Below are 24141 nucleotides of genomic sequence, written 5' to 3'. Positions count from 1 at the left end.
GGTCCTCGTGCACGTGACAGCTGTTCAGACCGACGGGGTGTTCTCCATCCTGTGGCTCGTGATCGCCCTTCCGGCGCTCGGTGCCCTGGTCCTCCTCGCCGGTGGCAAGCGCACCGACAAGTGGGGCCACTGGCTCGGCGTCGCCACGGTGGCCGCGTCCTTCGTGCTCAGCCTGATCCTGTTCTTCGCCCTGCTCGGCAAGGACGAGGGTGAGCGCCAGTACACGCAGCACCTCTGGAACTGGTTCAGCGCCGGTTCGTACTCGGTGAACATCGACCTGCTCTACGACCCGCTCTCCGCGGTGTTCCTGCTGCTGATCACGGGTGTCGGCGCGCTGATCCACGTCTACTCCGTGGGCTACATGGAGCACGACGAGCGCCGCCGCCGGTTTTTCGGCTACCTCAACCTGTTCGTCGCCTCGATGCTGGTGCTGGTGCTGGCCGCCGACTACGTCGGGGTGTTCCTCGGCTGGGAGGGCGTCGGCCTCGCGTCGTACCTGCTGATCGGCTTCTGGCAGCACAAGCCGTCCGCGGCCGCGGCAGCCAAGAAGGCCTTCGTCATCAACCGCGTCGGTGACATCGGCCTCTCGCTGGGCGCCTCCCTGATCTTCGTCACCTTCGGCTCGACCTCGTTCGCGGTCGTCTCCGCCCACGCGGACAAGGCGAGCGGTGCGACGTTGACCGCGATCGGCCTGCTGCTGCTCCTGGCCGCCTGCGGCAAGTCGGCGCAGTTCCCGCTGCAGACCTGGCTGCTGGACGCGATGGAGGGTCCGACGCCGGTCTCCGCGCTGATCCACGCCGCGACGATGGTGACCGCGGGGGTCTACCTGATCGTCCGCTCGAACTTCATCTTCAGCCTCACCGAGGACGCCCGCACGGGCGTGATCATCGTCGGCACGATCACGCTGCTGATGGGTGCTGTCATCGGTTGCGCGAAGGACGACATCAAGAAGGCGCTCGCCGGTTCGACGATGAGCCAGATCGGCTACATGGTGCTCGCCGCCGGCCTCGGCCCGGCCGGGTACGCCTTCGCGATCTTCCACCTGCTGACCCACGGCTTCTTCAAGGCCAACATGTTCCTCGGCGCCGGTTCGGTGATGCACGGCATGGACGACGACGTGAACATGCGGCACTACGGAGCGCTGCGCAAGGCGATGCCGATCACCTTCGCCACCTTCGGCATCGGCTACCTCGCGATCCTCGGTGTCCCGCCGTTCGCCGGGTTCTGGTCGAAGGACAAGATCATCGAGACCGCGTTCGGCGACAACTTCTTGGTCGGCATGTGCGCCCTCATCGGCGCCGGCGTCACCGCCTTCTACATGACGCGCCTGATGCTGCTCACCTTCGGAACCACCAAGCGGTGGGAGAAGGGCGTGCACCCGCACGAGTCGCCGAAGGTGATGACCTACCCGCTGATCGCGCTGGCGGTGCTGTCCGCGGGCGGCGGTCTGCTGCTCGCTGGTGACTGGATCGTCGACTGGCTGACCCCGGTGGTCGGCGAGCACGAGGAGCACCACCTCGCGGTGGGTGCCGTCGGGATGAGCCTGATCGCCCTGGCCGTGGTGGCCGCCGGGGTGGCCGTTGCCTGGTTCCTGGTGGGCAAGCGCCCGGTGCCGAAGGAGGCGCCGAGCAAGGTGTCGGTCTTCACCCGGGCAGCCCGCGCCGACCTGTACGGCGACGCGTTCAACGACGAGGTCATCATCAAGCCGGGTGTCGTCGGCATCCGCGGCCTGGCGACCGTCGACCGCAGCGTCGTCGACGGTCTCGTCGAGGGACTTGCGGTCGCGCTGACCGCGATCTCCGCGACCTTCCGCCGGGTCCAGAACGGACTGGTCCGGTCCTACGCCCTAACCCTTCTGGGAGGAGCTGCTCTCGTGCTGCTGACCCTGCTGGCGGTGAACTTCGGATGAGCGACTTCCCGTGGTTGACCGTGATGCTGGTGGTGCCGTTCCTCGGCGCCGTGGCCATGCCGCTGCTCCCCAAGAGCCTGTCCGTCGAGAACGCCAAGCGCTTCGCCCTCAGCGTCGCCGGCGTCGAGCTGGTCCTCGGCGTGATCATCGGGCTGAAGTTCCACAACGACGGTGGCGTGCAGTTCACCGAGAACCACGAGTGGATCAAGGCGTTCGGTGCGCACTACGCGCTCGGCGTCGAGGGCCTCGGACTCTCGCTGGTGCTGCTCACCGTGATCCTCACGCCGATCGTGATGCTGGCCGGCTGGAACGACGGTGACGAGGGTCGCTGGAGTCCGCGGGCGTTCTTCGCCTGGATGCTGGCGCTCGAGGCACTGGCCGTGGGCGTCTTCTCGGCGACCGACGTGTTCCTCTTCTACGTCTTCTTCGAGGCCACGCTGATCCCGATCTATTTCCTGGTCGGCGGCTACGGCGGCCCGAAGCGGGCCAAGGCTGCGGTCAAGTTCCTGCTCTACAACCTGTTCGGCGGCCTGGTCATGCTGGCCGCGGTCATCGGCCTGTACGTCGAGTCCGCGAAGGCCGGGCATCCGTCGTACCTGATCTCGGACCTGGCCAAGCTGGACATCAGCACCGACGTCGGCCGCTGGCTGTTCCTCGGCTTCATGGTCGCGTTCGTGGTCAAGGCGCCGCTGTTCCCGGTGCACACCTGGCTGCCGGACACCTCCGAGTCCGCGACCCCGGGCACCTCGGTGCTGCTGGTCAGCATCCTGGACAAGATCGGCAGCTTCGGCATGGTCCGGTTCTGCCTCTCGCTGTTCCCGGAGGCCTCGCACTGGGCCACGCCGGCGGTCGTCGTGCTGGCGATCATCAGCATCATCTACGGCGCCCTGATGGCGATCGGCGAGGACGACATCCTGCGCCTGATCGCCTACACCTCGGTGTCGCACTTCGGCTTCATCGTGCTCGGCATCTTCGTGCTGAACAGCCAGGGCCTCCAGGGGTCGAACCTCTACATGTTCAACCACGGCCTCTCCACCGCGGCGCTCTTCCTGGTGGCCGGCTACCTGATCAAGCGGCACGGGTCCGCCTCGATCCGCGACTACGCGGGCGTCGAGAAGGCCGCACCGCTGCTCGCCGGGTTCCTGCTGATCTCCGGACTGGCGGTGCTCTCGCTGCCCGGCCTCTCGCCGTTCGTCTCGGAGTTCCTCGTCATCGTCGGCGCGTTCGTCTACTCGCCCTGGGCGGGTGCGTTCGCCGTCACCGGCATCGTGCTGGCCGCGATCTACGTGCTGCTGATGTACCAGCGCACGATGACCGGCCCGCTGCGCGAGGACAACGCGACGATCACCGACCTGAACCTCCGGGAGAAGGTCGCGGTCGTCCCGGTGCTGCTCCTGATGATCATCCTGGGGCTGTTCCCGAAGCCGCTGGCCGACATGCTCAACCCGAGCACCGACCACTCGCTGTCGCAGGTCGGCGCGAAGGACCCCGCCCCGACGGTCTCCGACTCTGCTGAAGGGAGCGCGCAGTGAAGTTCGATGCTCCGCACCTCGAGTACTCCCAGCTCGCTCCGCTCCTGATCGTCCTCGGCGTCGCCACCATCGGCGTGCTGGTCGAGGCCGCTGTCCCGCGTACGCAGCGGTACGCCGTCCAGGTGGGCCTTGCGATCGCCGGAACGGTGGCCGCGATCGCGGACACCATCTGGGTCTTCAACAAGCTGCACCCGTGGAGCGGCGAGGCCAAGCCCGGTCGCATCGTCGCCGAGTCGGCGCTGACCCTGGACGGTCCCGCGATCTTCTGCTGGATCCTGGTGCTGGTCTTCTCGCTGCTCTCGATCCTGCTCTTCGCCGAGCGCCGGCTCGAGGGCGGCGTGACCGCGTTCGCCGGTCAGGCGGCCGCGCTGCCGGGCACCGAGGCCGAGCGTGAGGCCTCGACCCGCGGCCTGGAGCACACCGAGGTCTTCCCGCTGCTGATGTTCGCGGTCGCGGGCATGATGATCTTCCCCGCGGCCAACGACCTGATCACCATGTTCGTCGGCCTGGAGGTGCTCTCGCTGCCGCTGTACCTGCTCTGCGGTCTGGCGCGTCGTCGCCGCCTGCTGAGCCAGGAAGCGGCGCTGAAGTACTTCATGCTCGGTGCCTTCAGCTCCGGCTTCTTCGTCTACGGCATGGCCCTGGTCTACGGGTACGCCGGCTCGATGCAGTTCGACAAGATCGCGTTCGCCGTCTCCGCAGGCAGCGGCTCGCACGCGCTGCTGCTCGGCGGCATGGGCATGCTGCTGGTCGGCCTGCTGTTCAAGGTCGGCGCCGCACCGTTCCAGGCGTGGGTGCCCGACGTCTACCAGGGCGCCCCCACCTCGGTGACCGCGTTCATGGCCGCCGGCACCAAGGTCGCCGCGTTCGGCGCGTTGTTCCGGCTCTTCTACGTCGCCTTCGGCGGTGCTCGCTGGGACTGGATGCCGGTCGCGTGGGGCGTCGCGATCCTGACCATGGTGGTCGGTTCGGTGATGGCGCTGAGCCAGACCGACGTGAAGCGGCTGCTGGCCTACTCCTCGGTCGCCCACGCCGGCTTCATGATGACCGCGTTCCTGGGTGCGCGTTCGCTGGCCGACATCGGTCCGGGCGAGATCCAGCCCGTGCAGGCGGTGCTGTTCTACCTGACGACGTACGGCCTGACGAACCTGGCTGCCTTCGCGATCGTCACGCTGGTGCGCGACCCGAGTGGCGAGGCGACCTCGATGTCGGCGTGGACCGGCCTGGGCAAGCACTCCCCGCTGGTGGCCGGCATCTTCTCGTTCCTGCTGCTCGGCCTGGCCGGCATCCCGTTGACCAGCGGCTTCACCGGCAAGTGGGCGGTGTTCACCTCCGCCGCGAGCGCCGGCGCGTGGCCGGTGGTCATCGTGGCCGTGCTCGGTTCGGCGGCGGCGGCGTTCTTCTACGTGCGCATCATCGTGCTGATGTTCTTCACCGACCCGGTCGGCGAGACGAGCGTCGCGATCCCCAGCGTCATGACCTCCTCGGTGATCGCGATCGGTGCCGCCGGAACCCTGGTTCTGGGCGTGGTTCCGGGCCCGTTGCTCGATCTGCTCGGTCGTGTTGCAGAATTCGTCCGGTGAGCTCCCCTCTGGCCCTGCCCATCCTCGACGCTGAGCTCGAGGAGCGCCTCCGCTCGACCATGGTCGAGGTCGAGGAGGCGCTGCTGGGCCACGTCGAGAGCGAGGCCCCGTTTGTCACCAAGGCGGCGCGCCACCTCATGGAGGCCGGCGGCAAGCGGTTCCGTCCGCTGCTCTGCTTCCTGGGTGCCGAGACCGGCTCCGGAGCGACGCCCGAGGTGCTCACCGCGGCCTGCGTGGTCGAGCTGACCCACCTGGCCTCGCTGTACCACGACGACGTGATGGACGAGGCCGCGCTGCGCCGCGGTGCCGAGTCCGCCAACGCCCGCTGGGACAACCTGGTCGCCATCCTCACCGGCGACTTCCTCTTCGCGAAGTCCTCCGAGCTGACCGCCGACCTCGGGCCCGAGGCAGTGCGCATCCAGGCGCAGACGTTCTCCCGCCTGGTCGAGGGCCAGATCCTGGAGACGCTCGGCCCCGGTGCCGAGGACGACCCGCTCGAGCACTACCTGCGCGTGGTCGCCGGCAAGACCGGCTCGCTGATCGCCACCTCCGCCCGGTACGGCGCCATGTTCGGGGGCGCGACGCCTGAGGTGGTCGACGCGCTGACCGAGTACGGCGAGCGCATCGGCGTCGCCTTCCAGCTCGCCGACGACATCCTCGACATCGCCTCGGAGAGCGAGGAGTCCGGCAAGACCCCGGGCACCGACCTGCGCGAGGGCGTGCCCACGCTGCCGACGCTCTACGCGATGCGCAGCACCGACCCGGCCGACGCCCGGCTGGTCGAGCTGCTCAAGCAGCCTCTCACCGACGACGCCCTGCACGCCGAGGCCCTGGGTCTGCTGCGGGCACACCCGGCGATGGACGAGGCGCGGGCCTACGTCGCCGGCGAGGCCGCGGCGGCCAAGGAGCTGCTGAGCGTGCTTCCCGAGGGTTCGGCGCGGGACGCGCTCGAGGCCTTCGCCGATGTGGTGACCGACCGCTCGTCATGAGTGCGCCCACCCGCGCCTCGGTCGTCTGGACGGCGACAGGGGTCGGTGCTGCGACGCTGCTGGTCGCGGCGGTGAACCCGAACGACCAGGGTCACTACCCGACCTGCCCGCTGCTGGCGCTGACCGGCATCTACTGCCCGTTCTGCGGCGGCCTGCGGGCGGTGCACGACCTGGCGCACCTCGACATCGCGGGCGCGTTCGCCCGCAACCCGGTGGCAGCCCTCGCGCTGCCGCTGATCGCGGTCGTCTGGGCGCTCTGGGCGCAGCAGGCGTTCACCGGGCGTCGGCTGCTCCGCATCCAGTCCAAGCCGTGGTGGGGTTGGGCGGTCGTCGGGTTCCTGGCGGTGTTCATGGTGGCCCGGAACCTGCCGGGAGCGGGCTGGCTCTCGCCGGCCTAGGCGCACCGCTAGGCAGGAACCGTCACCGCGCGCCAGCAGGCGGCTGCGATCTCCTCGAGCTGAGCGGGGGTCGTGACGGCACCGGCAGCGGCGAGACGGACCGCCGGCCCGAGCGCCAGGTCGTAGAGCACCTCGTCGGGGAGCGGGAGCAGGAGCGCGAGCAGGTCCGATGCCGTCACCTGGGCCACCAGCGGGTCGTCCTGGTCGGCCAGGGCTGCGTCGTGGGCGGGGCCACGGTACGGCGAGTGCTCGACCTGGAGCAGGAACCGAGCGTGCTCGGGGTGCGAGCGCAGGAAGTCGTGGTAGGCCAACCACAGAGCCCGGAACCGCTCGCCCGGCGGCAGGCTCCGGTCGATCCCGCTGGCCGCTGCCCGCCCCAGCTCGGACTTCGTCTCGCAGTACGTCGCGATGACCAGTGCGTCCTTCGAGGCGTAGTGGGTGTACGCGGTGCCGGTGGCGACGCCGGCTACCTGCGCGACCGCGCTCATCGATGCGCCGTGGAAGCCGTGCTCGGCCACCACGGTGCGCATCGCCGCGCGGACGGCCGCAGCGCGGTCCGTGGGGGTGGTGGTCACCCCGTGACCGTACCGAGGTCCAAGGAGACCCCGGTCTCGGCCTCGGACACCTGCCACAACGCCGACACGGCCCGGTTCATCCCGAGGCGTCGGAAGATCGGCTTGCGCACCGGGCGGCCGTTGTTGACGAAGAGAGGTCCGTAGAACCCGCCACCCGGGGCCGTGGGATCGGTCGCCGCCCTGAGCTGGGAGAGGGCGCCGTCGTCGGCCGACATCCCGGTGCGCTGGGCGAGGGTCTGGAAGAACTTCTGCGACGCGCCGCCCCCGGACTCCTCGACGCTGACGGTCTGCAGGTCGGTGTTGGACAGACCGGGGTGGGCGATCAGGCTCGTCGTCTCCGCCCCGGCCGCCGCGAGATCGCGCTGCAGGCCGAGCCCGAAGTGGAAGTTCGCCAGCTTGGCCTGGCCGTAGGCGCGCCAGGCCCCGTAGTTCCCTTCGAGGTGCGGGTTCTCCGGGTTCACGGCCCGGCCCATGTGGTGCGCCGTGCTCGTCACGGTGACGACCCGCGACCCTGGCGTACGGAGCAGGGCGGGGAGCAGCAGCGCGGTGAAGGTCCAGTGCCCGAGGTGGTCGACGCCGAACTGCATCTCGTAGCCGTCGACGGTCCTCGACTCGGGGATGCCCATCACGCCGGCGTTGTTGATCAGCAGGTCCACCTGCTGGTGCGCGGCCAGGATCTGTGCGGCCGACTCCTTCACCGACGCCTGGGAGGACAGGTCCAGGGTGACCACCTCCAGGGAGGCGCCCGGTACCGCGGCACGGATCGCCTGCACGGCGGCCTCGGTCTTCGCCGGATTGCGTGCGGCGAGCACGACGTGCGCGCCCTTCGCCGCGAGCTCGCGGGCCGTCACCAGACCGAGCCCGCCGTTGGCCCCGGTGACGACGGCGGTGCGGCCGCTCTGGGAAGGGATGTCGTCTGCGTTCCAGCCCATGGAAACTCCTCCGAATGAATGTTCATTCAGTCTGCCGCAGAAGACCGGCCCTGACAAGGGAGCAGAAAACCCCGGTTCAGCACCGAGGTGCGGAACCGGGGTTCTGGGGCAACCACCGAGTCGGTCGCCGGCGCTCCTCGCGCCTCGACCGGCGACAGGTCAGAGGACGGTCCAGGTGTCCTTGCCGTTGATCAGCGTCGCGAGGGCGGCGTTGGCGTCCTCCTGGCCGGCCTGCGCGGTCGCGATCTGCTGGCGGGCGCCGTCGTCGTACGTCGGGCGGCTGACCGAGCGGAAGATGCCGATCGGTGCCTGGTGCAGGACGCCGGCGTCGGTGAGCCGGGAGAGCGCGAAGGCCGTCGTCGGGTCCGGGTTGTGCGCGTCGTGGACGAGCACGTCGGGGGAGTTGCCCGCGACGACCTCGACACCACCGGAGGACGAGCGCGCGATGCCCTTCGTGCCGAGCCCGTCCTCGCCGAGCGCGCCGAAGCGGATCGGCTGGCCGTGCTCGAGCGGGATGATCGCGTCGGCCTTGGTGTCGTTCTCCTTGACCGCGTCGAAGGCGCCGTCGTTGAAGATCGGGCAGTTCTGGTAGATCTCGACCAGCGACGTACCGCGGTGGGCGGCGGCCGCGGACAGCACCGCGGTGAGGTGCTTGCGGTCGGAGTCGATGGTCCGCGCGACGAACGAAGCCTCGGCACCCAGGGCGAGCGAGACCGGGTTGAACGGGTGGTCCACCGAGCCGACCGGGGTCGACTTGGTGATCTTGCCCGGCTCGGAGGTCGGCGAGTACTGACCCTTGGTCAGGCCGTAGATCCGGTTGTTGAACAGCAGGATCGTCATGTTCACGTTGCGGCGCATCGCGTGGATCAGGTGGTTGCCACCGATCGAGAGCGCGTCACCGTCGCCGGTGACGACCCAGACGTTGATGTCCTCGCGGGCGGTGGCGATACCGGTGGCGATCGCCGGGGCGCGGCCGTGGATCGAGTGCATCCCGTAGGTGTCGAGGTAGTACGGGAACCGGCTGGAGCAGCCGATGCCGGAGACGAACACGATGTTCTCGCGGCGCAGCCCGAGATCGGGCAGGAAGCCCTGGACCGCGGCGAGGATCGCGTAGTCACCGCACCCGGGGCACCAGCGCACCTCCTGGTCCGCGGTGTACTCCTTGCGGTTCTGCGGCTCGTCCTTCGTCGGGACGCCGGCCAGGCCGGGGAAGGGCAGCTCGACGGTGGTCACTTGACCGCCTCCATCTCACCAGTGCTGTCGGTCGTGGGAACGTCGCCCGTGGTGTGGGCGATCAGGTCGGTGATGGCCTCGGCCAGCTCGGCCGCCTTGAGCGGCATGCCGTTGACCTGGTTGTAGCCGACGACGTCGACGAGGTACTTGGCCCGGATCAGCAGCGAGAGCTGGCCCAGGTTCATCTCGGGGATCATCACGGCGTCGTAGCCCTTGAGGATCTCGCCGAGGTCCTTCGGGAACGGGTTCAGGTGGCGCAGGTGCACCTGGGCGACGTCGTGACCGGCCTTGCGGACGCGACGCGCAGCGGCACCGATGGGGCCGTACGTCGAACCCCAGCCCAGGACCAGGACCTTCGCCTTGCCGGACGGGTCGTCGACCACGAGCGGCGGCAGCGACTCGGCGATCCGGTCCACCTTGGCCTGGCGGGTCCGGACCATGAAGTCGTGGTTGGCCGGGTCGTAGGAGATGTTGCCGTGGCCGTCGCCCTTCTCCAGACCACCGATGCGGTGCTCCAGGCCCGGCGTACCGGGGATGGCCCACGGACGCGCCAGGGTCTCCTCGTCGCGCAGGTAGGGCCAGTACTCCTCGGAGGTCTCGCCGTCCTTGCTGGTGACCGTCTTGTTGGTCTCGGTCGCGAAGTTCGGGTCGATCTTCGGCAGGTCCGCGACGTCCGGGATCGACCACGGCTCGGAGCCGTTGGCCAGGTAGCCGTCGGAGAGCAGCATCACCGGGGTGCGGTAGGTGACCGCGATCCGGGCCGCCTCGAGCGCGGCGTCGAAGCAGTCGCCGGGGGACTGTGGCGCGATCACCGGGACCGGGGACTCGCCGTTGCGGCCGAACATCGCCTGCAGCAGGTCGGCCTGCTCGGTCTTGGTCGGCAGACCGGTCGAGGGGCCACCGCGCTGGACGTCGACGATGAGCAGCGGGAGCTCGGTCATCACTGCCAGGCCGATGGTCTCGGACTTCAGCGCGATACCCGGACCGGAGGTGGTGGTGATGCCCAGCGAGCCGGCGAAGCTGGCGCCGAGGGCGGCGCCGATACCGGCGATCTCGTCCTCGGCCTGGAACGTCGTGATGCCGAACTTCTTGTGCTTGCTCAGCTCGTGCAGGATGTCGCTGGCCGGGGTGATCGGGTAGGTGCCGAGGAAGATCGGCAGGCCGGACTGCACACCGCCGGCGATCAGGCCGTAGGAGAGCGCCAGGTTGCCGCTGATGTTCCGGTAGGTGCCCGGCTTCATCGCCGCCGGCTTGATCTCGTACTGGACGACGAAGGCCTCGGTGGTCTCGCCGAAGTTCCAGCCGGACTTGAACGCGGTGATGTTGGCGTCGCGGATGTCCGGGGCCTTGGCGAAGCGAGCCGTGAGGAAGTCGATGGTGGTCTCGGTCGGGCGGCCGTACATCCAGGACAGCAGGCCGAGGGCGAACATGTTCTTCGCGCGGGCGGCGTCCTTGCGGGAGAGGCCGAACTCCTTGACCGCCTCGACGGTCATGCCGGTCAGGTCGAGGACGGAGAGGTTGTAGTCCTCGGCGAGCGAGCCGGCGCCCTCCTCCTCCAGCGGGTTGCCCTCGTAGCCGGCCTTGATCAGGTTGCGGCTGGTGAAGTCGTGGCTGTCGACGATGATCGCGGTGCCCGGCTTCATGTCGGACAGGTTGGCCTTGAGCGCGGCCGGGTTCATCGCCACCAGGACGTCCGGGGCGTCGCCGGCGGTGAGGATGTCGTGGTCGGCGAAGTGCACCTGGAAGGACGAGACGCCCGGGAGCGTGCCCTGGGGGGCGCGGATCTCCGCGGGGAAGTTCGGGAAGGTCGCCAGGTCGTTACCGAACGCGGCGGACTCCTGGGTGAACCGGTCTCCGGTGAGCTGCATGCCGTCGCCGGAGTCGCCTGCGAAACGGATGATCACTCGGTCGAGCTGCTGGACCTCTTTGGCCACGACAAACGCCTTCTGTTCTCGGTCAGGGACCGCCCATTCTACGCGGAAAGTAGAACGTGTTCTAGGGGTCAGCGATCCACCGAACACGATAGTCCCGGAACGGTTGAAAAGCGCCGGATTCTCAGCCCGCGAAAGCGGGGTGACGGGAGTCACTCTTCTGAATATTTGGCATAAAGCCAGTGAAGTGTAGTAAGTTTCTCGACATTACAAATCCAACGCACTTCCCTGACCAAGGAGTCGTCATGCCCGAGAACACGTCCCGACCCACGGGGTCCCGCCGCCGATGGGTGGCGCTGGCCGCCGCCCTCACCGTTGGTGCCGTCGCGCTGACGGGCTGCGGCTCCAGCTCCGGGGGCGGCTCGGGCTCCACGATCAACCTCGTCGCCTACTCGACCCCGTCGGCGGCGTTCAAGTCGATCGAGGCCGCCTTCAAGAACACCTCCGAGGGCAAGGGCGTGACCTTCAAGGAGTCCTACGGCCCGTCCGGCGACCAGAGCCGCGCGGTGGCCGGTGGCCAGCCCGCCGACTTCGTGAACTTCTCCCTCGAGGGTGACGTCACCCGCCTGGTCGACGCCGGCCTGGTGGCCTCCGACTGGAACGCCGACGCCCACAAGGGCATCGTCGCCGACTCGGTCGTCGTGATCGTGGTCCGCAAGGGCAACCCGAAGCACATCACCGGCTGGGACGACCTGATCAAGAAGGGCGTCGGCATCGTGACGCCGAACCCCGCCTCCTCCGGCGGTGCGCGCTGGAACACCCTGGCGGCGTACGGGCACGTGCTCGCCCAGGGCGGTTCCGAGGCCGACGCCGAGGCGTACCTGACCCAGTACTTCAAGCACGCGGTGGCGCTGCCGGGCTCGGCCCGCGACGCGCTGACCTCGTTCACCAGCGGCAACGGTGACGCCCTGATCTCCTACGAGAACGAGGCGATCCTGGCCAAGCAGAACAACCAGGACGTCGACTACATCGTCCCGGACCAGACCCTGCTCATCGAGACCCCGGCCGCGGTCACCAAGAAGGCCCCGGCCGCGGCTCAGGACTTCCTGAAGTTCCTGTGGAGTGACGAGGCGCAGACCGACTTCGCCAAGTCCGGCTACCGCCCGGTGGTCGACGGCATCAAGACCGACGTCCAGGGTGCCAACGACCCGTCGAACCCGTTCCCGACCCCGGCGAAGCTGCTGACCATCGAGAAGGACTTCGGCGGCTGGCCGGCCGCCCAGAAGAAGTTCTTCGACGACGGCGGCATCGTCCCGAAGATCCAGGAAGCGACCGGCAAGACCGGATGAGTCGCAAGGTCAACTCCCTCGGACGGGGGAGCGGCCTGGCCCTCGGCATCTCGCTGACGTGGTTCAGCCTGCTGGTGCTGATCCCGCTGGCCGCCGTCGTGGTGAAGTCCACGGCCGGCGGCTGGTCGGGTTTCACCCACACCCTGTCCAATCCGCAGACCCAGGCGGCGTTGCGCCTGACGATCGGCGACTCGCTGCTCGTCACGGTGCTCAACGTCGTCATGGGCACGGTCATCGCGTGGGTCCTGGTCCGGGAGCGCTTTCCCGGGGCAGCGATCCTCGACGTGATCATCGATCTCCCGTTCGCCCTGCCCACGATCGTCGCCGGTCTGGTGCTGCTGTCCCTGTACGGACCGCAGAGCCCGTTCGGCGTCAACGAGGCCAACACCAGGAACGCTGTGTTCCTGGCGCTCGCCTTCGTGACGCTGCCGTTCATCGTGCGGACCGTGCAGCCGGTGCTGGAGGAGCTCGACAAGGACGTGGAGGAAGCGGCGTCGTCGCTGGGCGCCAACGGCTTCACCACGTTCCGCCGGGTGATCCTGCCGAGCCTGGTGCCGGCGATCGCCGCTGGCGCGGGCCTGTCCTTCGCCCGGGCGATCAGCGAGTACGGGTCCCTCGTGCTGCTCTCGGGCAACCTGCCGTTCAAGACCGAGGTCGCCTCGGTCCGCATCGTCGGCTTCATCGAGGGTGACAACACCGCGGCGGCCTCGGTCATCGCGGTCGTGCTGCTGGTCGCGGCCCTGGTCGTGATCGTCGCCCTCGACGTGGTGCAGAGGCGGGTGTCGCGCCGTGGTTAGGACCCATCCCGCCCTGCGTCTGGTGCTGCGCCTGCTCGTCGTCGGCTACCTGGTGATGCTCGTCGCCTGGCCGGTCGGCCTGGTGGTCACGCACACCTTCGACCACGGCTTCACCGCGCTGGACAACGCCTTCGCCGACCCGAACGTGGTGCACGCGCTGAAGATGACCGCGATCGTCTCGGTGATCTCGGTGCTCATCAACCTCGTCTTCGGCGTGACGATCTCGATCCTGCTGGTGCGCTACGAGTTCTGGGGCAAGCGGGCGCTCTCGGCCCTCATCGACGTCCCGCTCTCGGTCTCGCCGGTCGTCGTCGGCCTGTCGCTGCTGCTCGTCTACAACCCGATCAACGGGTGGTTCGGCGCCGGACTGGCCGATGCCGGGATCAAAATCATCTTCTCCACGCCCGGCATGATCATGGCGACCACCTTCGTGGCCCTGCCGCTGGTGATTCGCGAGGTCGTCCCGGTGCTCGAGGAGATCGGTGACGACCAGGAGTGGGCGGCGCGCAGCCTCGGCGCCAGCCCGGTCCAGGTGCTGCGCCGGATCACGCTTCCGAGCATCAAGTGGGCGATCGTCTACGGCGTCGTCCTCGCCCTGGCCCGGTCGATCGGTGAGTTCGGTGCCGTGAAGATCGTCTCCGGCAACATCGTCGGCTCCACACAGACGGCCACCACCGTGGTCGAGGAGCGGTACCAGAACTTCGACCAGCCCACGGCGTACGCGATCTCCTTCCTGCTCGCGTTCGCCTCCGTCATCTGCATCGTGGTCGTCGCCGTGCTGCGACCCAAGAACGAGTCGTGAGGACCAGCTCATGAGCATCGAGATCACTGGCGTCAACAAGCGCTTCGGCGACTTCGTGGCGCTCGACAACGTCAACCTGTCCATCCCGACCGGCCAGCTCACCGCGCTGCTCGGCCCCAGCGGTGGCGGCAAGTCCACCCTGCTGCGGATCATCGCGGGGCTGGAGAACGCCGACAGCGGCTCGGTCGTGATCGAGGGCACCGAGGCCACGAACCTGCCGGCGCAGAAGCGCAACGTCGGCTTCGTGTTCCAGCACTACGCCGCGTTCAAGCACATGTCGGTGGCGAAGAACGTCGCCTTCGGCTTGGAGATCCGCAAGCGCCCCAAGGCCGAGGTCAAGGAGAAGGTCGAGGAGCTGCTCGGGCTCGTGCACCTCTCCCAGTTCGCCGACCGGCTGCCTTCGCAGCTCTCCGGCGGTCAGCGCCAGCGGATGGCGTTGGCGCGTGCGCTCGCGATCGAGCCGTCGGTGCTGCTGCTGGACGAGCCGTTCGGTGCGCTGGACGCGAAGGTCCGCAAGGAGCTGCGCGAGTGGCTGCGCCGGCTGCACGACGAGGTCCACGTGACCACGGTCTTCGTCACCCACGACCAGGAGGAGGCCCTCGAGGTCGCCGACGAGATCGTGGTGATCAACGAGGGTCGGATCGAGCAGATCGGCAGCCCGGACACGCTGTACGACGCCCCCTCGAACGACTTCGTGATGTCGTTCCTCGGCCCGACGACCCAGCTGAACGGCGCCCTGGTGCGCCCGCACGACATCGAGGTGTTCGCGCACCCGGTCGAGAACGGCATCCCGGCCCGGATCGCCCGTGAGCTGCGGGTCGGCTTCGACGTGCGGCTCTGGGTCGAGCTGCTCGACGCCGCGCACGAGGAGATCCAGGTGACCGTCACGCGGGCCACGCAGCGCTCGCTGGCCCTCGCCGAGGGCAACGATGTCTGGCTGGTGCCGACCTCGGCCTAGTCGAGTCGGTCGAGCTCGGCTCGGATGATGGCCACGATGCCGGGAAGATCGTTCCTGGCGGCCTCGATCACCGTTGTTGTGTCCGTGAGGATGTACGCGTGCGACAAGCGGTTGCGCATGCCCCACATGTGCGGCCACCGGTTGAAGAGTGATTCGAGGTACGTCCGGTCGAGGTTGCTCATCGCCTCGATGCCTGCGGCCATCCTCATGGCGACGGCGTCGACGACGATCAGGCCTGTCAGGTCCTGCGCGAGATGCTCCGACGCGATGCCGAAGTGAACAGCGCGACTGCAAACGCTTCCTCCGGCTTTCGACTCACAGGCTTACGGCCGCTGCGAGCACCCGCTCCTTGATGGGAGGAATGAGGTCTTGATCGGGAATGAGATCCACCTCGTACCCGACGGCCACGGTGATGTCGTGCTCCAGCCGACTGATGTCGATCAGGCTGAGGCGGCGCCCCATGGAGAACAGCAGATCGATGTCCGAGTTCTCGCCGTCCTCACCCGACGCGACGGAGCCGAAGACCCGGACGTCGCTCCCGCCCGCGGCCTCGACCAGCGCGATGACCTGCCTGCGAACTCGACGCAGAGCCAGGGCTCGCGGGCTGTTGCCGTGGAAGTGCAGGAGCCGGGAGACCTCGGGCTGGCTGCGGCCGATCTGAGCTGCGATCTGGGACTGGGTCATGCCGTTCGCGGCGGCCTGGCGGACCGCGGCGACGAGCTCCGCCCGGGCGCTCTCGATCGCATCGTCACACCGTCGGGCAACCTCTGACAGACCCTCCATCCCTGGACTATAGCAATTGCTATACCTGATCCTCGATCACGATCTCAGGCTGTGGATTCAGCGCGTGACTTCAGGCTCTCGGCGTGGACCTTGAACCCGGCTTCGACCCGCGCGGGGCCTGCCAGCTTCACCAGCGGGCCGGAGAACTCCTCGACGGTGTCGTAGACCGTCGGTCCGCCCGGTTCCTGGGTCAGCCGCTGGTAGCGGCGGCCCTTCACCAGGCCGAGCTTGGACGGCAGACCCTCGTAGTCGTAGGCGAGGGTGGCCCGCCGGACGCCGTCCACGTCGGCCGGGTGCTCGACGAGGTGGATGCGCTCGGGTGAGGTGGTGACCTTGCCGTTCGGCCAGCGCACGTGCAGCGTGATCGGGTCGCCCGGCTTCGGCGGACTGGCGCACTCGGCCTTGAACAGGAAGGGGTTCCACTCGCCGTAGGCGTCCACGTCGAGCATCACCGCCCAGACGGTGTCCAGAGGCGCGTCGATCTCGATCCGTGCGCGAGGATGGGCCATGCGGGGAAGAGTAGTGCGCAGGGAGGCGTTGGGGTGAGCGTGAAGAAGATCGGGTTCCTGTCCTTCGGTCACTGGTCGGCCTCGCCCGGGTCGCAGGCGCGGTCCGCGGCTGACGTGCTGACCCAGTCGATCGAGCTCGCCGAGGCGGTCGAGGAGCTCGGCGGCGACGGCGCGTACTTCCGGGTGCACCACTTCGCCCGCCAGCTCGCCTCGCCGTTCCCCCTGCTCGCCGCCATCGGTGCCCGGACCAGCCGGATCGAGATCGGGACCGGCGTGATCGACATGCGCTACGAGAACCCGCTCTACATGCTCGAGGACGCCGGCGCCGCGGACCTCATCTCCGGCGGCCGGCTCCAGCTCGGCATCAGCCGGGGGTCACCGGAACAGGTCATCGACGGCTGGCGCTACTTCGGTTACCAGCCGGGCGAGGGTGAGACCGAGTCCGAGATGGCCCGCCACCACACCGAGGTGTTCCTCGAGCTGCTCAAGGGCGAGGGCTTCGCGCAGCCGAACCCGCGCCCGATGTTCGCGAACCCGCCCGGGTTGCTCCGCGTCGAGCCGCACTCCGAGGGCCTGCGCGACCGGATCTGGTGGGGCGCCGCGTCCGACGCCACCGCGCGCTGGACCGCCGAGCAGGGCATGAACCTGATGAGCTCCACCCTCAAGGTCGACGAGACCGGCGAACCGTTCCACGTCCAGCAGCGCAAGCAGATCGAGGCCTTCCGGGAGGCGTGGAAGGAAGCCGGCCACGAGCGCGAGCCACGCGTCTCGGTCAGCCGCAGCATCTTCGCGCTGGTCGACGACCGGGACCGTGCGTACTTCGGGGGCGACAGCGGCTCGAGCGACCAGATCGGACAGATCGACAACTTCCAGGCCATCTTCGGACGCAGCTTCGCGGCCGAGCCGGAGATGCTGGTGAAGCAGCTCGCCGAGGACGAGGGCATTGCCGCCGCGGACACGCTGCTGCTCACCGTGCCGAACCAGCTGGGCGTCGAGTACAACGCCCACGTGGTGGAGAGCATTCTGAAGTACGTCGCCCCCGAGCTGTCCTGGCGCTAGCTGCTGTTCAGTCCCAGTTCAGTTTGAACGAGGACCGTAGGTGCCATGAGAAGGGCGCCTGTGGTGGCTGCGCTCGCCACCGCCGCGGTGCTGCACGTCGTGTGGCTGGTGCTGATCGCCAACGGTGGTGGTGACCTCGCTGCGCAGGACGCGTGGGCCGCGTTCGCCCGCGCGCACCCCGGCTCGGCGTACGACCTGGCCTGGTACGGCGGCATGCACCCGGGGTCCTACAGCGTGCTCTCCCCGTACGTGATGGCCCTGATCGGCGTCCGCACCACGATGGTGCTCGCCGGCGTGGTCGCCTCCGGTCTGCTGGCCCTGATCCTCGCGCGGACCGAGGCGGTCCGCCGCCCGATGCTGCCCGCCCTCTACGGCGCCTTCGCCATTGCCGGCAACACCTTCTCCGGCCGGGTGACGTTCGGACTGGGGCTCGCCTTCGGACTGGCTGCCGTCGCCGTCGTCTTCGCCCCGGGAGCCACACGTCCCGGGCGACCGGTCGCGCGCGGGCTGGCGGCCGGGCTGCTCGCCGCTCTGGCCACCGCGTCCAGCCCGGTCGCCGGACTGTTTCTCGGGGTCGTTGCCGCGGCCCTCTGGCTGTCCGGTCGCCGCGGTACCGCGATCGCGGTCGGCATCCCGCCGGTCGCGGTGATCCTGATCGCCTCGGCGCTCTTCCCGTTCTCCGGGGAGCAGCCGATGAAGCCGGTCACGGCGATCCTGCCGATCCTCGTCGGCCTCTGCTGCGCGATGCTGCCACCGCGCAGCTGGCGGGTGGTCCGACGGGGCGCCGCGTTCTACGCCCTCGGCGTCGTCGCGGTGCTGCTGATCCCCTCGCAGATCGGCAGCAACGTGGCTCGCTTGGCCCTGATCTTCGGGGGCGTCGTGCTCGTCGCGGTCGCGGCCGAGCACCTCGCCGTGACCCGTCGCGTCACCTACGCGGCGGTGGTCGCCGTGCTGATCTCGACGGTCTGGCAGGCCGGGATCGCGACCGCGGACGTGGTCAACACCCGATCGGCCTCCACCTGGTCCCACGAGGTGCAGCCACTGGTCCGCCAGCTGCTCGACCGGCACGCCGAGCTCGCTCGCGTCGAGGTCGTTCCTTCGCGCAGCCACCGCGAGGCCTCCGCGCTGGCGCCGTACGTGAACCTCGCCCGGGGCTGGAACCGCCAGGCGGACGCCGGCCGGAACCCGCTGTTCTACGGCGACGTGCCGCTGGACTCGACCGCGTACCGGGCTTGGCTCGACCGCTGGGCGGTCGGCTTCGTGTTCCTGCCGACCACCGAACCCGACCCGGCCGCCGTCGACGAGGCGAACCTGATCCGCGGCGGTCTGTCGTACCTGAAGCTCGTGTGGTCCGGGTCGTTCGGCCGCTTGTACGCCGTGCAGGACCCGACTCCGCTGATCAGTGGAAACGCGAAGGTCGTGCAGTTCGGCGCCGGCGAGATCGTGGTCGACGTACCGAAGCCGGGGGACTACCGGCTCCGGGTGCTCTCCTCGCCGTGGTTGGCGCTGCTCGACGAGGACGGCTCGGTGATCAGTGCGCCGTCAGCGCCGACCGAGGGGTCGTTCCCGGTCAACGTCGACGGGTGCCTGAGCACCTCCGACGACTGGGCGGTGCTGCGGGCGCCGGCTGCCGGCCGCTACCGCATCTCCACCCCGTACGCCGTCCCGCGGGGAACGGCCTGCCCGAGCGTGACCGCGGATCAGCGGTAGCTCCTCGTACCTGCCCTCGCGTTGCCCCAGAATCTGGGGGGCCTGGCGACCTCTGTCAGCACACGTTCAAGGTTGTGCACCTAACCTCCGCAGGTGACCAGCACCGTCGTCGAATCTCCCGAGCGAGTCAGTCGCGGGTATTTCGGTCCAGCCGCACGGCTCTGGGCGCTGGTCCTCACCTTCGTGGCCGTCGGGATCGCGCGATCGGCAGTGGTGGGTGTCCCGTTCCGTGATCCTCGCGGTGAGTACTTCCGGGGGCGGCTGGCACTGACCGTCGGAGTCTTCGTGCTCTTCGTCGTCGCCGACGGTGTCATCCGGGCTCGCAGACGAAGCGATCTGCGCAGCGTGCTGGCCTCGATCCGGCGCCGCTGGGATGCTCGGCGCCTGGCGGCAGCTGCGGTGGCGCTCCTGGCCTACGACGTCACGTACCACAACCTGAAGAGCTGGGACGCCTTCAACAAGCCGCGGGACGCGATGCTCGAGAGCTGGGATCGCTGGATCTTCGGTGGCCACTCGCCGGCCGTCCTGCTGCACCACCTGCTCGGCGTCGGGAGCTCGGCGCACGCCATCATGCTCTGGTACTCGTCGTTCGCGCTGCTGGCGATCCTGGCGTTCCCCGCTGCTGTTGCGCTCGCGCGCAGGACGCGCGATGCGTACGTCGGGATCGCGTCGCTGTGCTGGGTCTGGATCCTCGGGACCGGGACCTACTACCTGATTCCCTCCCTCGGACCGTTCCACGAAGCGCCGCAGGACTTCGCCTCACTGCCAACCATGACGGCGCAGCGCACCCAGCGGACCTACCTGGCCGAGCGTGCACAGCTGCTCGCTCACCCGGGTACCCACGACGCGTTCGCCCAGGTCTCGGCGTTCGCCAGCCTGCACGTCGGCGTGACGGCGACGATCATCGGGCTCGCGTGGTGGCACCGCCTGCGGAGGACGGTGATCGCGCTCTCCGTCTACCTGGTCGGCACGATGATCGCCACCGTCTACCTCGGTTGGCACTTCTTCGTGGACCTCCCGGCCGGTCTCGTCATCGCTGGCTTGGCCTGGATCCTCGGTCCCTTGACCATCGGAGTTCGAACCAGGCCGACCGCGAAGCCGGGTTTGCTCTGAGCGGAGCTGTGCCCGCGCAACTGCCTCGGTCATCGCTGGGCGCGGCCGTTGTCAGGTTCTGTTCAACCTGCTCCACCTAGCGTGCAGCGATGGGCAGACCGAAACGCGACTCGCGGATCGGGTCGGAACCGCCGTCCCGACGGTTCTGGAACGTCGCCTGGATTCCCGCAGTCCTCGCCAGCGTAGCCATCCTCCTCCAGCCCTTCGTGGACGAGTTCCCGCTGGGCGTCCTCATCCTCGTGCTCGCCCTGGTTCTCATCGACCTCCACGACTCCTGAGACCGGGTCGGCGTGGCATCGAAGCAGGTTAGGCTTGCCTTTCCTATGAGAGCTTGAAGGACACCGACATGAACTTGGGCACCACGCTGCTGCTGGGCACGATCGCCGGCATCACCATCCTCCTCGGCATGCCTGTGGGCCGGATGCGTGGTAACCGACCGGTCCTCCAGCTGTTCCTCAACGCGATCGCGATCGGCGTGCTGCTGTTCCTCGTCTGGGACGTGCTCTCAGGCGCCTGGGAGCCTCTCGACGCACGGCTTGCCGCGGTGCACGAGGACACCGGCGGGATGGGACCGGTGTTCGGCTACGGCGCTCTTTTCGTCGGTGGCCTGACGGTCGGTCTCCTCGGCCTCGTCGGTTACGACCGCTACCTGCACACCAAGGCAGGGTCGGCACCCGAGGTCGGACCTGGTGCTGCGTCGGTGAAGGAGAGCCTCCCCGCGAGCGGAATCGCGAGCTGGTCCGCTGGCCGGCGCCTGGCGCTCCTCATCGCGGTCGGGATCGGCCTGCACAACTTCGCGGAGGGGCTGGCGATCGGTCAGTCCGCGGCCCGCGACGAGGTCGCGCTCGCCACCGTCCTGGTGGTCGGCTTCGCGCTGCACAACGCGACCGAGGGCTTCGGCATCGTGGCTCCGCTGGCCGCCGCGGGAGAGCGGGCGTCGTGGGGCTTCCTGCTCACGATGGCGCTGATCGGCGGCGGTCCGACCTTCGTCGGTACCTGGATCGGCCACGGGTTCACGAGTGATCCGGTCAGCGTCGTGTTCCTGACCCTGGCTGCGGGCTCGATCGTGTACGTCGTCTGCCAGCTGCTCGGAGTCGCCTCTCGCGCCCGTCGCATGGACGTGCTGGCCCTGGGCATCCTGGTCGGCATGGTGGCCGGGTTCGCCACCGACGCGATCGTGACGATCGGCGGCGCCTGACCCGCCTGGATCAGGCTGTGTCAGCGGTAGTTGACGAACTGCACCGGGAAGTCGAGGTCCTCGCCCTTGACCAGCGCCTGGACGGCCTGCAGGTCGTCGCGGCTCTTGGAGGAGACCCGGAGCTCGTCGCCCTGGATCTGCACCTTGACGCCCTTGGGCCCCTCGTCGCGGATCAGCTTGCCGACCTTCTTGGCGTCCTCGGAGCTGATGCCCTCCTTGAGGGCGACGGTGATCTTCGACTCGCGGCCGGACTGGCGGACCTCGCCCGGGTCCAGGACCTTCAGCGACTGCTGCCGCTTGATCAGCTTCTCCTTGAAGACGTCGAGGACCGCGTTGGCGCGGTCGTCGGCACTGGCAGAGATCTCGATGACGTCGCCGGACCACTTGATCTCGGCCCCGGTGCCCTTGAAGTCGTAGCGCTGAGCCAGCTCCTTGGCGGCCTGGGAGAGGGCGTTGTCGACTTCCTGGCGGTCGAGCTTGCTCACGATGTCGAACGATGAGTCGGCCATGGTCCTGCTACCTCCTGGTGCGATTTATCCCTACCGCCGGTGCTGCGCTATCCTCGGCTGCGCTGCTCACCCTAACGGGCGGGTGGCAGACCCTGGCAGGTTGCCCGAGCGGCCAATGGGAGCGGACTGTAAATCCGTCGCGAAAGCTTCAGAGGTTCGAATCCTCTACCTGCCACTGGAACAGGTCTCCAGTCGCCGGACCCCCACCACGGTGGGGGTCTCGTGCGTTTCCGGCCGATGCGGTAGAAACGGGCGATGACCAGGAGTCGGACCGGGACCTCGCTGCTCGCCGCGGCACTGCTCGCGGCGGTTCTGCTCGCGCCGCAGCACGCCGCCGCGGAGGTCAGCCCGGGCGGCCGGTACGTCGCACTCGGTGACTCCTACTCCGCCGACTCCGGCGTCGGGCCGCTGGCCAAGGGCAGCTACCCGTTCTGCCTCCAGTCCGCCCGCAACTACCCGAAGCTCGTCGCCGCTGATCTCGGGCTCTCGCTCACCGACGTCACTTGTGGGGGCGCCACGACCGGCAACCTGACCAAGTCCCAGTACCCGGGAGTGGCCCCGCAGCTCGACGCGCTCAACGGGACCGAGTCGGTGGTCACCCTCGGGATGGGTGGCAACGACAGCTTCCTGTTCGCCGGGGCGATCGCCGCCTGCGGTGCGTTCGCGCCGGTGGCCCTGCTCGACCTCGGGGCGCCCTGCAAGCAGAAGTACGGCGACCGGTTCGACCGGCTCATCGAGGCGGATGCGCCCGCGATCGGTGCTGCCCTCGACGCCATTCACCAGCGCTCGCCGCACGCCGTCCTCTACGTCGTCGGCTACCTCGACATCCTTCCGCAGTCCGGACGGTGCTACGCCAAGATGCCGCTCACGACCGGCGACACGGCGTACATGAACGGGGTGGAGAAGCACATCAACACGATGCTGGCGCAGCAGGCTGCGCTGCACGGTGCCCGGTTCATCGACACCTACGCCCCGTCGATCGGTCACGACGTGTGCCAGCCCGCCGGCGTGCGGTGGATCGAGCCGCCGCTGTCCGGCCAGCCGATCCACCCGGGTCCGGACGGCGCCGCCGGTCAGGCCCGGATCGTGGCCGCGGCGATGAGGTCCTGACGACCTCAGCCGTGCGAGGAGACCTGGTCACCCCAGGCGGCGCGCGCCCCTGAGTCGCCGACCCGGTAGACCTGCACGCCGGCGGCGACCGCCGCCACGATGCTCAGCGCAGCGACGGCTTTGAGCGCGGTGCCCTTGGCCGGCGGGCGCCGGGTCAGGTAGACGAGCGCCAGGTCGAGCGCCAGCAGCGGCAGGGCGAACCAGATCAGCTGGTCGCCGAGCTGGGCGTGCTTGCCCGGGTCCCCGACGTGCTTCTCCAGCGCCTCGCCGCTCGAGGTGGCCACCGGGATCAGCGCGGTGGCGACGGCTGCGCAGGCCAGCACCAGGTGGCCGTAGGCCTTTCGCCAGGTCTCGCGGAACGCGATCGCGATGGTGCCGAGGATCGCCAGCGGCAGCAGCACGACCACCGCGTGCACCACGAGCGGGTGGATGGGAATGCCGTTGATGAGGTCGAACATGCGCCCAGGATGCCCGACCGAACCTGACTTGCTCCTGACCGGTGCCAGACTGTGCGGGTGCGCGTCCGTGAGGCCCTGACCCTGGCCAAGGCCCTGGCCGTGGGCGGGGAGCGCCGCGAGGCCGCGGTTGCGATCATCACCAAGCCGAAGAACCTCTTCCAGCCGTACACGACGACCTCGGCGAACCGGTACCCCGACGAGTTCCGGGCCGTCGCCGACGCACTCACGACCGAGACTCCGCGGATCCTGTCCTTCGGCTGCTCGACGGGTGAGGAGCTGGTCAGCCTGCGTGCGGCGTTCCCGGGCGCGAGCATCCACGGCGTCGACGTCAACCCGCTGGCGGTGCGCAAGGCACGGCGTCGCGTCGCCGGGGATGCGCGCACCACCGTGGCGCGCGGCGGCGAGGCGCCGGACGCCTCGTACGACGTGGTGCTGGCCCTGGCCGTGTTCCGGCACGCCGCCCTCAACGATGCGCCCCCGAGCTGTGCCGGGGTGCTGGCGTTCGCCGACTTCGACCGCACGGTCGGCGGGCTGGCCGCGAGTGTGCGACCCGGTGGGCTGCTGGTGATCCGGCACGCGAACTTCCGGTTCTCCGACACCTCGGCGGCGGCTGCGTTCGAGGTGGTGAGCACCGGGTACGCCTCGGCGGGTGAGGGCGGCTTGCCGACGCCGTTGTACGACCGGGACGACCGCCTGATCGGCGTCGAACCCCGGGACGACGGGGTCTACCGCAGGCTTTCTTAGGTTTCGTTCAGTCAGGTTGC

The 24141-nt window shown here is 69.0% G+C and carries 25 protein-coding genes and 1 tRNA gene; 17 read left to right on the top strand and 9 right to left on the bottom strand.

Annotation, left to right across the window (positions count from 1 at the left end):
* Window positions 1–13: 13 nt before the first annotated feature.
* Genes nuoL through EFL95_RS01895 form a run of 5 tightly spaced genes read left to right on the top strand, consistent with a single transcriptional unit; the run spans window position 14 to window position 6411 of the window.
* The gene (gene nuoL / locus EFL95_RS01915; RefSeq protein WP_221176287.1) at window positions 14–1909 is read left to right on the top strand and encodes an NADH-quinone oxidoreductase subunit L; all 1896 of its coding nucleotides are present in this window, start codon (window positions 14–16) and stop codon (window positions 1907–1909) included.
* Window positions 1906–3441 (top strand): NADH-quinone oxidoreductase subunit M, encoded by a 1536-nt coding sequence (locus EFL95_RS01910; RefSeq protein ID WP_123232357.1) that lies wholly within the window; start codon window positions 1906–1908, stop codon window positions 3439–3441. The genes nuoL and EFL95_RS01910 overlap by 4 nt, the downstream gene beginning before the upstream one ends.
* Window positions 3438–5024, top strand: coding sequence for an NADH-quinone oxidoreductase subunit NuoN (gene nuoN, locus EFL95_RS01905; protein WP_123232356.1), 1587 nt, complete (start codon window positions 3438–3440; stop codon window positions 5022–5024). Before EFL95_RS01910 ends, nuoN begins: the two co-directional genes overlap by 4 nt.
* Window positions 5012–6013, top strand: coding sequence for a polyprenyl synthetase family protein (locus EFL95_RS01900; RefSeq protein WP_246004792.1), 1002 nt, complete (start codon window positions 5012–5014; stop codon window positions 6011–6013). Before nuoN ends, EFL95_RS01900 begins: the two co-directional genes overlap by 13 nt.
* Window positions 6010–6411, top strand: coding sequence for a DUF2752 domain-containing protein (locus EFL95_RS01895; RefSeq protein WP_123232355.1), 402 nt, complete (start codon window positions 6010–6012; stop codon window positions 6409–6411). Before EFL95_RS01900 ends, EFL95_RS01895 begins: the two co-directional genes overlap by 4 nt.
* A gap of 8 nt (window positions 6412–6419) precedes the next feature.
* Here the strand turns inward: EFL95_RS01895 and EFL95_RS01890 are convergent, their stop codons facing one another.
* From EFL95_RS01890 to EFL95_RS01875, 4 genes are all read right to left on the bottom strand, one after another.
* On the bottom strand, window positions 6420–6986 hold the full coding sequence (locus EFL95_RS01890) for a TetR/AcrR family transcriptional regulator (protein ID WP_123232354.1): 567 nt from the start codon (window positions 6984–6986) through the stop codon (window positions 6420–6422).
* Window positions 6983–7918, bottom strand: a complete 936-nt coding sequence (locus EFL95_RS01885) for an oxidoreductase (RefSeq protein ID WP_123232353.1) — start codon at window positions 7916–7918, stop codon at window positions 6983–6985. Before EFL95_RS01885 ends, EFL95_RS01890 begins: the two co-directional genes overlap by 4 nt.
* 159 nt (window positions 7919–8077) lie before the next feature.
* Window positions 8078–9151: a 2-oxoacid:ferredoxin oxidoreductase subunit beta gene (locus EFL95_RS01880; protein ID WP_123232352.1), complete on the bottom strand. Its 1074-nt coding sequence runs from the start codon at window positions 9149–9151 to the stop codon at window positions 8078–8080.
* The gene (locus tag EFL95_RS01875) at window positions 9148–11085 is read right to left on the bottom strand and encodes a 2-oxoacid:acceptor oxidoreductase subunit alpha (RefSeq protein WP_183406976.1); all 1938 of its coding nucleotides are present in this window, start codon (window positions 11083–11085) and stop codon (window positions 9148–9150) included. The genes EFL95_RS01880 and EFL95_RS01875 overlap by 4 nt, the downstream gene beginning before the upstream one ends.
* Window positions 11086–11327: 242 nt before the next feature.
* Here EFL95_RS01875 and EFL95_RS01870 point away from each other — a divergent pair, with 242 nt between their 5' ends.
* From EFL95_RS01870 to EFL95_RS01855, 4 genes are read left to right on the top strand one after another with little or no spacing between them, the layout of a single operon-like run.
* On the top strand, window positions 11328–12371 hold the full coding sequence (locus EFL95_RS01870; RefSeq protein WP_123232351.1) for a sulfate ABC transporter substrate-binding protein: 1044 nt from the start codon (window positions 11328–11330) through the stop codon (window positions 12369–12371).
* Window positions 12368–13168: a sulfate ABC transporter permease subunit CysT gene (gene cysT / locus EFL95_RS01865; protein WP_123232350.1), complete on the top strand. Its 801-nt coding sequence runs from the start codon at window positions 12368–12370 to the stop codon at window positions 13166–13168. The genes EFL95_RS01870 and cysT overlap by 4 nt, the downstream gene beginning before the upstream one ends.
* Complete coding sequence (locus EFL95_RS01860; protein WP_246004747.1) at window positions 13161–13970, top strand: sulfate ABC transporter permease subunit; 810 nt, start codon at window positions 13161–13163, stop codon at window positions 13968–13970. The genes cysT and EFL95_RS01860 overlap by 8 nt, the downstream gene beginning before the upstream one ends.
* A 10-nt stretch (window positions 13971–13980) precedes the next feature.
* Window positions 13981–14928 carry a sulfate/molybdate ABC transporter ATP-binding protein gene (locus EFL95_RS01855; RefSeq protein ID WP_123232349.1) on the top strand — a complete coding sequence of 316 codons (948 nt, stop codon included), beginning with the start codon at window positions 13981–13983 and terminating at the stop codon, window positions 14926–14928.
* Here the strand turns inward: EFL95_RS01855 and EFL95_RS01850 are convergent.
* The 3 genes from EFL95_RS01850 to EFL95_RS01840 all read right to left on the bottom strand — a co-directional run bounded on the left by EFL95_RS01850 (window position 14925) and on the right by EFL95_RS01840 (window position 16220).
* Window positions 14925–15158: a HepT-like ribonuclease domain-containing protein gene (locus tag EFL95_RS01850; protein WP_484213807.1), complete on the bottom strand. Its 234-nt coding sequence runs from the start codon at window positions 15156–15158 to the stop codon at window positions 14925–14927. The genes EFL95_RS01855 and EFL95_RS01850 overlap by 4 nt on opposite strands.
* A gap of 85 nt (window positions 15159–15243) precedes the next feature.
* The gene (locus EFL95_RS01845) at window positions 15244–15711 is read right to left on the bottom strand and encodes a nucleotidyltransferase domain-containing protein (protein WP_123232347.1); all 468 of its coding nucleotides are present in this window, start codon (window positions 15709–15711) and stop codon (window positions 15244–15246) included.
* A gap of 44 nt (window positions 15712–15755) precedes the next feature.
* Window positions 15756–16220, bottom strand: a complete 465-nt coding sequence (locus EFL95_RS01840; protein ID WP_123232346.1) for an SRPBCC domain-containing protein — start codon at window positions 16218–16220, stop codon at window positions 15756–15758.
* A gap of 33 nt (window positions 16221–16253) precedes the next feature.
* Here EFL95_RS01840 and EFL95_RS01835 point away from each other — a divergent pair, with 33 nt between their 5' ends.
* The 5 genes from EFL95_RS01835 to EFL95_RS01815 all read left to right on the top strand — a co-directional run bounded on the left by EFL95_RS01835 (window position 16254) and on the right by EFL95_RS01815 (window position 21300).
* Window positions 16254–17279, top strand: coding sequence for an LLM class flavin-dependent oxidoreductase (locus tag EFL95_RS01835; RefSeq protein ID WP_246004746.1), 1026 nt, complete (start codon window positions 16254–16256; stop codon window positions 17277–17279).
* 45 nt (window positions 17280–17324) lie between these two features.
* Complete coding sequence (locus tag EFL95_RS01830) at window positions 17325–18989, top strand: MFS transporter (RefSeq protein ID WP_123232345.1); 1665 nt, start codon at window positions 17325–17327, stop codon at window positions 18987–18989.
* A 93-nt stretch (window positions 18990–19082) separates the two neighbouring features.
* Window positions 19083–20102, top strand: a complete 1020-nt coding sequence (locus tag EFL95_RS01825; protein ID WP_123232344.1) for a phosphatase PAP2 family protein — start codon at window positions 19083–19085, stop codon at window positions 20100–20102.
* 89 nt (window positions 20103–20191) lie between these two features.
* Complete coding sequence (locus tag EFL95_RS01820; protein ID WP_123232343.1) at window positions 20192–20380, top strand: hypothetical protein; 189 nt, start codon at window positions 20192–20194, stop codon at window positions 20378–20380.
* A gap of 68 nt (window positions 20381–20448) precedes the next feature.
* Window positions 20449–21300 (top strand): ZIP family metal transporter, encoded by an 852-nt coding sequence (locus tag EFL95_RS01815; RefSeq protein ID WP_123232342.1) that lies wholly within the window; start codon window positions 20449–20451, stop codon window positions 21298–21300.
* Window positions 21301–21320: 20 nt separating this feature from the next.
* Here the strand turns inward: EFL95_RS01815 and EFL95_RS01810 are convergent, their stop codons facing one another.
* Window positions 21321–21809, bottom strand: coding sequence for a YajQ family cyclic di-GMP-binding protein (locus EFL95_RS01810; RefSeq protein ID WP_123232341.1), 489 nt, complete (start codon window positions 21807–21809; stop codon window positions 21321–21323).
* Window positions 21810–21903: 94 nt separating this feature from the next.
* On the opposite strand from EFL95_RS01810, the gene EFL95_RS01805 reads away from it, so the two are divergent.
* Window positions 21904–21984: transfer RNA gene (locus EFL95_RS01805), tRNA-Tyr, on the top strand.
* Window positions 21985–22064: 80 nt separating this feature from the next.
* Complete coding sequence (locus EFL95_RS01800) at window positions 22065–22919, top strand: SGNH/GDSL hydrolase family protein (protein WP_123232340.1); 855 nt, start codon at window positions 22065–22067, stop codon at window positions 22917–22919.
* A gap of 5 nt (window positions 22920–22924) precedes the next feature.
* Here the strand turns inward: EFL95_RS01800 and EFL95_RS01795 are convergent, their stop codons facing one another.
* Entirely contained in the window at window positions 22925–23377 is a 453-nt protein-coding gene (locus EFL95_RS01795) for a DUF2231 domain-containing protein (RefSeq protein WP_221176286.1), read from the bottom strand.
* A 57-nt stretch (window positions 23378–23434) separates the two neighbouring features.
* Here EFL95_RS01795 and EFL95_RS01790 point away from each other — a divergent pair, with 57 nt between their 5' ends.
* Complete coding sequence (locus EFL95_RS01790; RefSeq protein ID WP_183406975.1) at window positions 23435–24121, top strand: class I SAM-dependent methyltransferase; 687 nt, start codon at window positions 23435–23437, stop codon at window positions 24119–24121.
* Window positions 24122–24141 lie beyond the last annotated feature (20 nt).

It is taken from the genome of Nocardioides marmorisolisilvae (assembly GCF_003725775.1).
Taxonomy (GTDB): Bacteria; Actinomycetota; Actinomycetes; order Propionibacteriales; family Nocardioidaceae; genus Marmoricola; species Marmoricola marmorisolisilvae.
The sequence above is the reverse complement of the archived record's forward strand: the minus strand, read 5'-3'. Positions and strand labels throughout refer to the sequence as shown.